Raw genomic sequence first — 13,398 nt, forward strand, 5'->3', positions numbered from 1 at the left:
ATATGGATATCATACTTCTCGAACGCGTTGAAAAGCTGGGCGGCATTGGTGACGTTGTCACTGTGAAAGACGGCTATGCACGCAACTTCTTGTTGCCAAACAAGAAGGCTCTTCGTGCCAACGAAGCCAACCGCAAGGTTTTTGAAGCCAACCGTGCCAAGATTGAAGCCGACAATGCGTCGCGTCGCGAAGCTGCGATGGCTGCTTCGGGTAATGTCGAAGGCAAGCAGATCGTTCTGATCCGCGCTGCGTCGCAAACCGGACAGCTTTACGGTTCGGTATCGGTCAAGGATATCGTTGACGGCCTGAATGCCCAGGACGCAAAGGTAGCCAAGAGCATGATCGTGCTGGAACGCCCGATCAAGACCTTGGGTCTTTTTGACGTGAAGGTTGTTCTGCACCCTGAAGTTACCGTCACTGTTCAGGTCAATGTCGCCCGTTCGGACGACGAAGCCGAGCTGCAGAAAGACGGCGTCAATGTTCTCGAGCAGATGTTTGAAGCCGAACAGGCCGAAATCGCTGCCGAAGCTATCGAAGCTCAGGTTGAAGCCGAAGCAGCTGCCGACGCAGCCGCGGCAGCGGAAGCCGAAGCCAATGCGAAGCGCCGCGAAGAGCAGGCCGCAGCCAAGGCTGCCGCTGAAGCAGAAGGCGGTCTTTCCGCAGACGCTGGCGACGACGCTTAAGTTTTTCGTCACGAAACAGAATGGCCGCCTGATTGAAAGATCGGGCGGCTTTTTTGTTGCCCCCTGAAAATTTTCCGGCATTGAACGCACCTGTTATCATTACTGCGGAAATGGGAAAGGCGGACCAGGCCTGGGCAAACGCATTGCGCCGGGAACATTACCCCGCCGACCGGAATGTTGTTGATGCCCATATCACCCTTTTCCACCATCTTCCGCCTGACAGCCTGGACGAAATCAAATCCAGACTATCGACCGTTGCAAAAGAATATCCTGTCCCCGATGCCTTTTTGTCCGATGTCATCCTGCTCGGAAACGGAGTTGCCTATCGGATTTTGAGTGAAGCGTTGCTGGCGATCCGCGAAGATCTGGCGTCGGGCTTGCAGGGATTGCTGATCCCCCAGGATCAAGTGCCGCCGCGGCTGCACATTACGATACAAAATAAGGTTGAATCACGACGCGCCAAAGCCCTCCATGCGGTTTTGAGTCGTGACTTTGTGCCGCGTCCGCTGGTCATAACAGGACTTGCTGCCCATTATTATCGTGGCGGACCATGGGCTAGGATCGGAAGCTGGAAATTTCGGGGCTGACAGCCCTTGACCCGCCTTTAACCCCCGCTTATAGCGCCGCGTGCTTTCCCGCCACTGACGGGATTCATGCTTGGTATGGCGAAGTAGCTCAGCTGGTTAGAGCGGTGGAATCATAATCCATAGGTCGGGGGTTCAAGTCCCTCCTTCGCTACCAAGACATTCTGCCCCCCTCAAACTTGTATGCACTCAAGCCGGTGCCGGGCAATATTTCTGCAAATAGTCTCCATGACTCGGCATATGCTGCACAACGAAGCGGATCGATTGCTCCATGGCATCCATTTCCTTGGCAGTCGCAGGTTCCCTGACGGCGTCAGCCATCGGGTTATGTCCGCCCATCATGATACCCTGGCCCATCATTACCGCTGCCCAGCTTGTTTCTGTGAACAACTCGTCATCCTCGCGGAAAATCTGCCCATTCAAGCGGAACAGGTCGGTTTTTTCAGTCAGGGTCTCGGGCACGGCCATGTTGCGGCAATAGTCCCAAAAGGGACTGTCGTCGCGGGTGGTCGTATTATAGTGGAGGATCAGGAAGTCCCGGATACGGGCATATTCTTTGCCGGTAAGGCGGTTGAAGGCATCTTCCTGTGCCTGTGTGATACCATCAAGCGACAATAGCGCGATCAGCTTGTTTATACCTGTGTTGATTAAGTGGATTGATGTCGATTCCAGCGGCTCCATGAAACCGGCTGACAGGCCGAGAGCCACGACATTTTTGTTCCAGAACTTCTTCCTGCGGCCGGTTGTAAAGCGCAGATAATTGGGGTCGGCACCCGGCTTTCCTGCAATGTTCCCGAGCAAAATCGACAGCGCCTCGTCATCCGACATGAACTCACTGCAATAAACATGTCCGTTGCCGTTGCGATGTTGCAGCGGAACCTGCCATTGCCAGCCCGCTGTGTGTGCGGTGGCGCGGGTGTAGGGCAGGGGACCGCTTCCATCCTCACGCACACAGGGAAGAGCAACCGCCCTGTTGCAGGGAAGAAAATTGGTCCAGTCTTCATAACCGGTTTTCAGCGCCTGCTCGATCAATAAGCCGCGAAAACCCGAGCAGTCCACGAACAGATCGCCCTCAATGACGTCGCCATTGTCCATTGTTACCGAAGAAACAAATCCATTCTCGCCGTTGAGCGCGACATCGGCCACTTTGCCTTCACGGCGGACAACGCCCCGCTTTTCGGCATAGGCGCGCAAATAGCGGGCATAGCGGCCGGCATCGAGATGATATGCGTAGTTTACGGGCGGCAAGTCTTCGCGCTGGTAATCCTCGGTGCGCGCAAATCGACCAAAATGTGCGGCCATCGTTTCGATATTGAATACCTGGATCGGTCGCTTGTCACCTGCCTGATGATATTTGTGCCAGACATGATGGAAGGATATGCCTTCCACCTGATATCCATATGCGCCGAAGGGATGGATATAGCTATCGCCCAATTTGCCCCAATTCACGAACTGGATGCCAAGCTTGAAACTGCCTTGCACAGCGGACAACATCTCGCGTTCGTCTACTTCAAGCAGGCGGTTGAAATCGAGGAAGGGTGGTATCGTCGCCTCGCCCACGCCAACCGTGCCTATTTCTTCGGACTCGATCAGGGTAATGTCGACAGGACGGCCTGCGCGAAGCCGTGACAAGGCTGCGGCAGTCATCCAGCCTGCCGTTCCTCCACCTACGATGATTATTTTTTCGATAGCCATGATTACCTGCCATTCATGATAGTCGGGGCATCATAGCGCAAGTGTGAAAATTGTGAACGTTCATTTTGTATCTTGTGAACGCTCTCAATTCAAGTTATGCCTTGGGATAACGGTGGGAGAAATGCCCCCGGCTAAAAGCATTCAGGGAGGATCATTTGGCTCGCAAATCACTATTTAAAATGGCGCGTTCTCAGCGGTTTGTCGCGCTGACGACCGCTTCGGGTCTGGCGCTGTCTGCCTTTACGGCGACTCCGGCATTCGCGCAAACCGCCGACCAGCCAGAACAGGTAGCCGAAACAACGGAAACCGAAGACGCGATCATTGTTACCGGCTTCAAGAAATCGCTGGAAAGCGCCCAGAATATCAAACGCGATGCCGATACATTTGTCGATGTCATTACCGCAGAAGATATAGGTGCACTCGCTGACCGGTCTGTTGCCGAAGCGTTGCAGCGGGTCCCCGGTGTTAACATCTCGCGCTTCGAACAGCGCAACGACCCTGACCGTTTCTCGGTGGAAGGATCGGGCGTCATCATTCGTGGTTTGCCCTTTGTCCGTTCCGAACTCAACGGTCGCGATATTTTCTCGGCTAATGGTGGACGCGAGCTGTCGTTCAACGACGTCTCTCCGGAACTGCTTGGCCGGGTCGAGGTATTCAAGAACAACACCGCCGACATGATCGACGGTGGCATTTCCGGTACGGTCAATCTTGTCACGCGCAAACCCCTCGACAAAAGGGGCTTCCACATTGCAGGGACACTTGAAGGAAATTATGGCGACCTCGCAAAGAAATGGTCGCCCGGCTTTTCGGTTCTTGCATCGAACACTTTTGAAACCGGTATCGGCACCTTTGGCCTGCAGCTGGCCTATGCGCAGTCGGAGCTGGTTACCCGCACAGACGCGTCACAGATTACCGACCCTTGCTATCGTGCACCCGCGCTGAATGCGCCCTGTATCCGCGTCCGTCCTGTGGGCTCCGGTGGATTCGGTGGGACGCAGCAATTCGATCCCTCGAACTTTCCGCCTCCAGGCGCGCTGTTTGTACCCAAGGGTGCTGGCGTGCGCACGACAGACCTGACACGTGACCGCAATGCCTATTCTGCCGTGGGTCAGTGGGAAAGCAATGACGGCCGGGCGTTGGTAACGTTCGAGTATCTTCGCGCTGAAACCGAGGCTACGCTGAACGAGTTTGCTGTATTGGCGCTGGTAAATGACGATGGCTTGTTCCCAGTCGTCGCACCAGGCACCACAGCAACCTTTAACGGCAACCAATTTGCAACCGGCACGCTGACGCAGCTGCAGCCCTTTACCGGCGGTCGCGGTATTCCGACCGAGTTGCTGCGCTTCCAGCGCGAAGACGCGGCGATGACCGAAGATTATTCCGTGAACATCAAGCTGGATCCGACCGACCGCCTGCGTTTCAATATCGAGGCGCAGCATATCAAGTCGGACCGGACGGAAGATGGCTTTATCTCGGCCATGCAGACATATACCGATGTGTTCATCGACAACACCGGCAACACGCCGATCGTCCAGTTTCTGGAACCGGGTACTGCCAATTCGCCTTCCAGCTATTTTAACAATCCGGCACGCACCTTCTATTGGTTCCTGCTGGACAATCAGGTTAAGAATGAAGGCGATCTGACTACGCTTCGTTTTGATGCGGAATATGATGTCAGCGATGAAGGCTTCTTCAAAAAGGCGCGTTTTGGTGCTCGTTGGGGCGACCGGAACCGCGTCACCCGCAACGCTAACTTCTCCAACTGGGGGAATTTGGGCGCACCCTGGACCGGACGTGGCGGCAACTGGAACTGCGGTGACTTCCAGGCCTTTGGCTGTGGCGGTGCCTATGTGTTCGACTTCCCGAATTCCGCACAGGTTCGCAATCCGTTCGGCAATAACTTCCAGCGTGGTAATGCACCTGTGCCACTAGGTAATGGTTCTGCATTCTTCTTTGGCGGTGACAATCTGGTTGCCGATTATCTGAGCGGTGCGATTCAGCAGCAGGCGTCAGCCATCACGGCATTCACCCTGACACCCAATGCCTGGTTCCCGATTTCGGCACGCACCAACGCCTTGCCGGGCGGACCTTGGACAGCCGGGGAAATTTCGGACGTCGAAGAAAGCACCTTCGGTGCCTATGCACGTGTAGATTTTGGTACCAACTTTGGTGCAAATACCACGCTTACCGGTAATATCGGGCTTCGCTATGTCGAAACGATCGTGCGGAGTGGCGGCTCCATTGCATTCCCGACGGGGCAATTCTTCGATACACCTCCGGGTGGTAATGGGGATGGCCGCGTGAGTGTTGCCGAACTGCAGACCGCATGCGGTGCTGTTCAGCCCGGACAGATTGCACCCGGTTATTGCAGCCTGAGCCCGGCCCGACTGGCGCAATTTGCATCGGTCTTCACCGGCGAAGTTATTGACGACAGTGCAAACATCAAGTTCGATCACTGGTTGCCTAGCTTTAACGCTAAGCTGGATTTCGGTAACGGCATGCTCGTTCGTGCCGCTGCATCAAAGAGCATTTCACGGCCGGATCTCTCGAGCTTTGCGACCGGTGGCGGAATTTCGGATAACACGACCAATCTCCGGTCGGGTGGTACGCTGGATACTGGGCCACTGTTCCAGATATTTACCGGCAACCGCCTGTTGCGGCCTGTGCAATCGTGGAATTACGACCTTTCATTTGAATGGTATTTTGATGCCGTCGGTTCTGTATCGGTATCGGCGTTCCTGAAAGACATTAAGGGCATCGTAAACAGCGGCGCCACGGTTCGAAGCTTTACCAGCCCGAGCGGTGTCACGACCGACGTGCTGGTCAATGGACCGGTCAACAGCGATGGCGGCAAGTTGAAGGGTGTCGAGGTTGCCTATCAGCAGACCTATGACTTCCTGCCCAGCTTCCTGAGCGGTTTGGGTGCGCAATTGACCTATACCTATGTCGATGCGGGCGATTTTAACAACTCGTCTCTCGGTGCCGAGCAAAGTCCCTTTGCCGGAGGTCTGCCTTTGGCTGGCGTATCAAAGCATACGATCAATGCAGTCGGTTTCTATGAAAAGGGACCAATATCGGCTCGATTGGCCTATAACTGGCGTTCCGATTTCTTGCAGACACCGCGCGACGTGATCTTCCCATTCTCTCCCATTTATGGCGAGGCGACGGGCCAGTTGGACGGATCAATTTTCGTTACAGTCAGCAAGCAGTTGAAATTGGGCATCCAGGGCGTGAACCTGCTTGATGAGGTTACACAAACCTCGCAAGTGATCGATTTCAACGGAACGAAGGCGACAAGGTCCGCGTTCCGGAACGACCGTCGCTTCACCTTCCTGGCGCGGTTTGAATTCTAAGACGTCCGTAAACTGACGGAAGTGAACGGGCCTTAGTCATGCGACTTGGGCCCGTTCTTTGTTTGATGAAAATTGGCGTCTATGTCCTGTCATGAAAGGATGCGTATGACTCATATCGGAAAGTATCTGCTTGCGGCTGTGGCGGCATGGGCGGGATCCACTGCAGCCTATGCCGACGCACAGCCTTCTTCCACAGGATGGAAACTGGTGTGGGCGGATGAGTTTAACGGGACCGAACTTGACCGGACAAAATGGAAGCCGGAACAGTCCTGCTGGGGCGGCGGCAATTTTGAGCGGCAATGTTATACTGACCGAACCAAGAATATCCGCGTGTCCGACGGTGTACTGCGGCTTATTGCGCATAAGGAACGCTTTACAGGTCCCGACCGGCCACCTGAAATTGCGGACGATCCCAACCCCCGAAAAACCCAAAATGTTACGTCCGGGAAAATCCGGACGCTGGGGCTGGCAAGCTGGAAATATGGAAAAGTCGAATTCCGCGCCAAACCGCCAAAAGGGCAGGGTACCTGGCCCGCTGTCTGGATGATGCCTAGTGACAACCGTTATGGCGGGTGGCCGCGTTCCGGCGAGATTGACATATTGGAAGGTGTCAATCTGGGCGCGACCTGCACCGTTTGTGAAGGTAATGTGGGCGAAAACCGCATGATCAGTGCGCTTCACTTTGGCGATTTTGCCCCCGCCAACAAATTTCGCGACACGCGCGTGGCATTGCCGTCCAAAGCCTTGCCGTCTGACGACTTCCATATCTGGACTTTGGAGTGGGCTGAAGGCCTGATGCGCTTTTCACTTGATGGCCGGCTTTACTGGGAAGTGAAGGCGGACCAATGGGAATCCGCATCTCCATTGGCCAAAGGAAATGACGTTGCGCCATTTGACCAACCCTTTTACATCATGGCCAATCTTGCCATCGGGGGAAGGCTTTCAGAAGAGAATAATGATAAGGGTGTTGCAGCGGACACTTTGCCTGCGGAGTTTCTGATCGACTGGATACGCATATACCAGTGTGCAGAAGACCCAGACAAAGGTTTAGCCTGCCTGCAAAAGGCCAAAGGGGACGAATAGAATATGGCGAGACGCCGTCAGGCTGTCACGATCAAGCATGTAGCGGCGGATGCAGGGGTTTCTCTGCAAACGGTCAGCCGTGTCATCAACAATGAACCCAATGTTCGTCCGTCTATGAAAGAGCGGGTGCAGGCGTCCATCGACAAGCTGGGTTATGTGCCCTCGATCGCCGCCCAGCGGATGAGCGGCTCGCGTTCTTACCTTATCCTCGCGATAAATGACCGGGAACGCACGATTGCCGACTGGAAATCACGGCAAGGTACCGATTGGGTGGACCAGATGTTGCTCGGCGGGATGCTAAAATGCGCCGAATATGGCTACCGGATGATTTTCGAACTTGTCGACACGCATAATGACCATGTCGAACGCGAGTTGGGAGCGACCCTGGCCGCACTTCAACCCGACGGCGTGATATTGACGCCACCACATTCCGAAAACCCCCTGATTACCGGTTTTCTGTCCAAACGAAAAATTCCGTTCGCGCGCATCGGATCCATAACGCCGGGGCCCGGCATTGCGATGACAATGGACGATGAAGGTTCGGCGCGGCGTGCCACCGATCATCTCATTGCCCTGGGACATCAGCGGATAGGCTTCATTTCCGGATCGGTTGAATATGATTTGTCGACCTGGCGCATAGACGGCTGGAAAAACGCTATGGCAGCCGCGGGACTCCAGACCGGTGACCTTCTTGCGCGGGGTGACTTCGGATATGACAGTGGAATTGCGGCAACCAACGCTCTGCTCGCGCTCAAAGACCCGCCGACGGCAATCATTGCCAGTAACGATCAAATGGCGCTGGCGGCCCTTGATACTTTGACAAAATGTGGACTGAATGTGCCCGGGGATGTCTCCCTGATCAGTTTTGATAACACACCCGTAATGCGGTTTACCGACCCGCAATTGACCGCAGTGGATCAGCCGATCGCAGCGACGTTTTCGAAGGCGGTGGAGCTGCTGATTACGATGGGCGATGCGTCGGACCTTGCGCAACCCGTGGTGACCGAGGGTGGCCTGGTATTGCGTGGAAGTACAGCCGCACGCAGCGGTAGCCGCCCTGACTGATCCCGTTCTTCCGGGTCGGCAATCGCCAAGATTCATGTATCTCTATGCGCTTGCCGTTTCGGGCGGCGCTGTCGCTTATATGCCGTTTCTGACACTGCTATTGCCGCTGCGTGTCTCGGCAATGCCCGGGACCGAGGTGCTCGCAACACTCGCCATCGCAGCATTTGTAGGGGCAATATCGGCCAGCTTGTCGAACATATTGTTCGGATGGGCCAGCGACAGAACTCAACGCCGTAGAATATGGATATTGGCGGGTTTGCTGCTGTCTTCGGCGCTATTGGTTTCGATGCCCTACGCCCACGATGCGAACATATTGATCGGCCTGATCATATGTTGGCAGTTCGGTCTGAATATGATGCTCGCGCCTCTCGCTGCCTGGGCAGGCGATACCATTCCCGATGTGCAAAAGGGGATGCTTGGCGGGCTCTTGGCTTTGGCTCCTGCGTTGGGGGCATTATCTGGCGCTATAGTAACAACAGATATATTTGCCGGATTTGCCCACCGTGAGGCGCTTGTGGCGCTGCTGGTGGTATGCATGGTGGCCCCGGTGCTGTTTTTTGGCAATCCAGTGCCGATGCCGCATCTGCTTCGCCCGAAAGACAATGAAGTCGGGCAGGCTGAAGACAATCCGCCCACAGCGAACCCTGCAATTCGCATGTGGCTTGCCCGCCTGCTCGTGCAGATTGCGGAGGCATCCTTGTTCGCTTTTCTGCTGCTGTGGTTCCGCAGCCTTGATCCCGGTTTCGGCGAAAATGATGCCGCGAATATCTTTGCGGTTGTCTTGGGGTTTTCGGTCTTTGTCGCGCTGGCTGTGGGTAGCTGGTCAGATCGCACCGGCAAACCCATCATGCCGCTGATACTGACGGCATCCCTTGCCGCCGGTGGATTGCTGATCATGGCCTGGGCGCCCGACATGGCTTTTGCGATTGCGGGCTATGTTGCGTTCGGTCTGGCCAGCAGTATCTTCCTGGCCTTGCATTCCAGCCAGACTTTACGCGTTCTGCCCAGACCCCACACACGGGGACGGGATCTCGGCATTTTCAATCTGACCAATACGGTACCGTCACTCATCATGCCATGGCTGACCATGGCATTGGTGCCGACCTATGGTTTCGACGCGCTATTTGTGCTTCTCGCAGGGCTCGCCATTATCGCAAGTATCTTGCTGATGACGATGCCGCGGCGAATTTAAGGTGCCTTAGGCTGGCTTACGTGCGTAAATGCCAAAGGCTGCGATGACCGCGTAACATGCCATGGGCAGCACGAATGCAATGGCAAGGCTGGATGTCAGATCGGCGATTACGCCGGTCAACAGGGGGATGACCGCCCCGCCTACGATTGCGACATTGATGATACCGGAGCCATCTGCCGCACGTGAACCCAGTTTTTCACAAGCGAGCGTGAAAATGGTCGGGAACATGATCGCGTTGGTCAGCCCCACCGAAAGCAATGTGTAACCGGCGACTTCGCCGCTGGTCTGGGTCGACGTTATCAGCAGCAGGATTGCACCCACCGCAACGGCGGCCAGCAATTTACCCGGACTGACAAAGCGCAGAACAGCCGATCCGATGAAACGGCCAACCATTGCACCGCCCCAGTAGAGCGCAATCAGCTTACCTGCGGATTGCTCCTCCAGCCCCATGACATGGTCTTGCATCAGATAATTGACGATCAGCGATCCGATGGCCACTTCGGCACCGACGTAGAGAAAGATGCACAAGGCCCCAAAGCCGAAGCGGGGGCGTTTGAGCAGATCGAGGCCAGCAAGACCTTCACTTGCCTCATGCTTTTCGCCCTTCAATGCATTGCGGAACATCCAGACGACACCTGCGACAACTGCGAGTGCCGCAGCGATGCCAAGATAGCCATTCACAATCGCCTGGCTTTCCGCGGTGCGATAGGCGTCCAGCTCAACACCCGACAGTTGGTCAGCGGTCACGGTTGCAAGGCCACCCAGAATCAGGATCGATCCAAAAATCGGAAATACCGTCGTGCCGAGCGAGTTGAAAGCCTGGGCAAAAGTAAGGCGACTGTGCGCTGTTGCCGGCTTGCCCAGCAGGGAAATCAGAGGGTTGGACACCACCTGAACGATGACGACACCGCTCGCCAGTACGAACAACGCCAGCAGGAACACACCGTAAGTCGCGGTCTGGCTGGCAGGAATAAACAACAGGCAGCCCGCCATCATGGTGAGAAGCCCGGCGACAGCGCCGCGCATATAACCGATTTTTTTGACGAGCCGTGCGCCGGGAATGCCGATGACGGCATAAGCGGTAAAGAAGCAGAATTGCACCAGCATGGCCTGGGTATAGTTCAGCGTGAAGAGTTCCTTCAGCTTCGGAATGATCACGTCATTCAGGCTGGTTATGCCGCCAAAGATGAAAAACAGGCCCATGACGAACAATTGCAGTTGCGGTGCGTCGATATGGGAATCGTTCGATTCCGAAGGTCCGGCGGCACCTGGTGCTAAAGCCATGTTTCTCTCTCCACTGATTTAGCGACCTTTGCCAGGGCAGGGCACGCTTTCTTTTGTTTCTTCGATATGAACGCTGCGAATTGTGGCAACAAGCCCTTTCGGGGCCTGCATACGTATGGGTGAGCCCACGGATGCAAAATTTGCCCCGGATTCGGCAAAACAGCGCAGGGGAATGTGCGTTTGCACACGTTCTCCGATGGGTGCGCTGCGGATCGCTTCGCGAAGGTCCACCGACGCACCGCTGAAAGACAGCATGACGGGTCCTTTGACCTGGGCATCAATGCGCCAGTCGAGCGTCAGAGACCAACCCTTTTTCAAAGGCTCTTCAAGATTGATAGCGGGCCCGTTTACGGCGAATTCGCCATTCGCATTCCATGTGAACTGCCGGGCATCTTCCTGCGCCGACAGGTCAACTGCCTTTGTACTGATCGACCCATCCATGCCGAGATGCCATGGCGCGGGAACTTTCCCGCGGACGATATAGGCGGTGTTCTGTGCCTGGGAGGACATATCGACCTTCGGGTCTTCGTTGACCGGTCCCAGATTGGACGATGCCGTATAGGACAGGCCATAGCCAACGGGGAAAAGGGGGTTTTCAAGCGTCGCACGGGCATCTGCAGGCCATGCGAACGGCAAGCGTCCGGTAAAGTCGCGCGACGGTTTGCCATTTGGGCCGGAAACCAGCACATCGGCAATCCCGCGTCCCTGCGTGCCGGGAAGCCATGCGGCGACGAAGGCATCGGCCTGATTGAGCAACTGGCCGGTAAACATGGGACGACCCGATAGAAACAGCACGACAACAGGGATTTTCTGCGCTTTCAGACGTGCAATCAATTCCAGTTCACTGCTCGACGTCCGGAAAGCCAGGTCGGGAACGTCACCTTCAAATTCCGCATAGGGTTTTTCGCCCAAGACGACGATGGCAACATCGGGCTTGGCGTCAAATTTGCCTTCGCCCGACAGGATGGCCGAACCGCCACTGCCCTGTACAGCATCGCTGATTGCGCGGCCGATGGTCTGGCCATTCGTGAAGTCCGATGATTTAGTGTCTGTGCCCTGCCAGCTGATCGTCCATCCGCCGGACTGCATGGCCATATTGTCCGCGCCCGATCCCGCAATCAGGACGCGCGCGCCCTTGCGGACCGGCAGCACGCCGTCATTATTTTTGAGAAGCACAAGCGACTTTGCAACCGCTTCGCGTGCCAGCTCGAGATGCGCAGGAGCACCCACCAGACTGGTATCACCGCGCTTTATCTGCGTGGCACCCATTAATCCCAGCTTGTACTTCACCCGCAAGATGCGCCGTACAGCGTCATTGATGCGGGCCATAGGTATCCGACCGTCTCGCGCAGCCTTCAGTGTGGAATTATACAGCCCCTTCCAGCTATCGGGTGCCATGAACAGGTCAAGCCCGGCGTTGATTGCGGCCGGGCAATCAGTCGCGGAACATCCGGCAACCTGTCCATGCCCGTTCCAGTCGCCGACGACCAGTCCGCCAAAACCCATCCGATCTTTCAGCACATCGGTCAGCAGTGAGCGGTTTCCGTGATGTTTGGCCCCGTTCCAGCTGGAAAAACTGGCCATTACAGTCAGTGCCCCGGCATCAATGGCGGCAGGGTAACCCTGTGCGTGTTTGGCGATCAATTCCGCTTCGTTAATCTGGGCATCACCCTGATCACGCCCGTCCGCCGTTCCGCCATCCGCCAGAAAATGCTTGGCGGTTGCGGCAACATTCTGTGTTGCGAGCGGCTGTCCGGGCACCAATGGTCCTTGCAACCCGATTGTCATTGCCGTGGCATATTGGGCAACAAGCGCAGGGTCGGACGAATATCCTTCATAGGTCCTCCCCCAACGCAAATCCTGCGGAACGGCCAGAGTTGGGGCAAAGGTCCATTCAATGCCGCTTCCCGAAATTTCAGCCGCCGTGGCGGCGCCGATACGCTGCAGCAAGTCAACATCGCGTGCCGCACCCAGACCGATATTGTGCGGGAAGATGGTTGCATTGGGGACGTTGGAATGGCCATGCACGGCATCAATTCCGAACAATATGGGGATGCGCGCCCCCGATTTACGTGACGAAGCGCGAAAGGCGTCGACAAGCTCGGCCCATTTCTGCGCGCTGGCGCGTTCGTCTCCATAAGGTCCGGAATTGCCACCTGCCAATATAGATCCCAGCGGATAGCGTGCCAGATCCTTGGGCTTGATCGCACTGATATCCGCCTGAATCAATTGCCCGACCTTCTGCGCTACCGTCATCCGCGCAATCAGCGCATCAATTTCGGCTTCGACCTTGGCGTCCGTTATCGCGGCCGGGCTCGCCGCCGCTGGCCATATGGAAGGTGTAGCAGTGGAATCGGCGGCCATCAGTGCCGGGGTCGAAATCATGGACATTAGGGCAAGGGCAGCCATTGATTTCGATAAAGACATTTTCCGCGCTTCCATCATTCTTGTGAACGTTA

9 protein-coding genes and 1 tRNA gene are annotated in these 13,398 nt (G+C 55.9%); 7 read left to right on the forward strand and 3 right to left on the reverse strand.

Going from position 1 to position 13,398, the window contains the following annotated elements; genetic code table 11:
- Window positions 1-2: 2 nt before the first annotated feature.
- The 3 genes from rplI (at window position 3) to FOM92_RS00085 (ending at window position 1,424) form a co-directional block, all read left to right on the forward strand.
- On the forward strand, window positions 3-683 hold the full coding sequence (rplI, locus tag FOM92_RS00075; RefSeq protein ID WP_143774745.1) for a 50S ribosomal protein L9: 681 nt from the start codon (window positions 3-5) through the stop codon (window positions 681-683).
- A gap of 80 nt (window positions 684-763) precedes the next feature.
- Window positions 764-1,270, forward strand: a complete 507-nt coding sequence (locus FOM92_RS00080) for a 2'-5' RNA ligase family protein (RefSeq protein WP_143776242.1) — start codon at window positions 764-766, stop codon at window positions 1,268-1,270.
- Between the two features lie 77 nt (window positions 1,271-1,347).
- Window positions 1,348-1,424, forward strand: a tRNA-Met gene (locus FOM92_RS00085).
- Between the two features lie 32 nt (window positions 1,425-1,456).
- Here the strand turns inward: FOM92_RS00085 and FOM92_RS00090 are convergent.
- Window positions 1,457-2,962 (reverse strand): tryptophan halogenase family protein, encoded by a 1,506-nt coding sequence (locus tag FOM92_RS00090; RefSeq protein ID WP_143774746.1) that lies wholly within the window; start codon window positions 2,960-2,962, stop codon window positions 1,457-1,459.
- Window positions 2,963-3,117: 155 nt separating this feature from the next.
- On the opposite strand from FOM92_RS00090, the gene FOM92_RS00095 reads away from it, so the two are divergent.
- The 4 genes from FOM92_RS00095 to FOM92_RS00110 all read left to right on the forward strand — a co-directional run bounded on the left by FOM92_RS00095 (window position 3,118) and on the right by FOM92_RS00110 (window position 9,655).
- Window positions 3,118-6,315 (forward strand): TonB-dependent receptor, encoded by a 3,198-nt coding sequence (locus tag FOM92_RS00095; protein WP_246087092.1) that lies wholly within the window; start codon window positions 3,118-3,120, stop codon window positions 6,313-6,315.
- Window positions 6,316-6,420: 105 nt separating this feature from the next.
- Window positions 6,421-7,398 (forward strand): glycoside hydrolase family 16 protein, encoded by a 978-nt coding sequence (locus tag FOM92_RS00100; protein ID WP_143774747.1) that lies wholly within the window; start codon window positions 6,421-6,423, stop codon window positions 7,396-7,398.
- 3 nt (window positions 7,399-7,401) lie between these two features.
- Entirely contained in the window at window positions 7,402-8,463 is a 1,062-nt protein-coding gene (locus FOM92_RS00105; RefSeq protein ID WP_143774748.1) for a LacI family DNA-binding transcriptional regulator, read from the forward strand.
- On the forward strand, window positions 8,423-9,655 hold the full coding sequence (locus FOM92_RS00110; RefSeq protein WP_246087093.1) for an MFS transporter: 1,233 nt from the start codon (window positions 8,423-8,425) through the stop codon (window positions 9,653-9,655). The genes FOM92_RS00105 and FOM92_RS00110 overlap by 41 nt, the downstream gene beginning before the upstream one ends.
- A 6-nt stretch (window positions 9,656-9,661) precedes the next feature.
- Here FOM92_RS00110 and FOM92_RS00115 read toward each other — a convergent pair whose 3' ends face one another.
- Both FOM92_RS00115 and FOM92_RS00120 read right to left on the reverse strand, forming a co-directional pair.
- Window positions 9,662-10,939 carry a sugar MFS transporter gene (locus FOM92_RS00115; protein WP_143774749.1) on the reverse strand — a complete coding sequence of 426 codons (1,278 nt, stop codon included), beginning with the start codon at window positions 10,937-10,939 and terminating at the stop codon, window positions 9,662-9,664.
- An 18-nt stretch (window positions 10,940-10,957) separates the two neighbouring features.
- The gene (locus FOM92_RS00120) at window positions 10,958-13,366 is read right to left on the reverse strand and encodes a glycoside hydrolase family 3 protein (RefSeq protein WP_246087094.1); all 2,409 of its coding nucleotides are present in this window, start codon (window positions 13,364-13,366) and stop codon (window positions 10,958-10,960) included.
- Window positions 13,367-13,398 lie beyond the last annotated feature (32 nt).

Origin of the sequence: Sphingorhabdus contaminans, assembly GCF_007280415.1 — a bacterium.
GTDB lineage: Bacteria > Pseudomonadota > Alphaproteobacteria > Sphingomonadales > Sphingomonadaceae > Sphingorhabdus_B > Sphingorhabdus_B contaminans.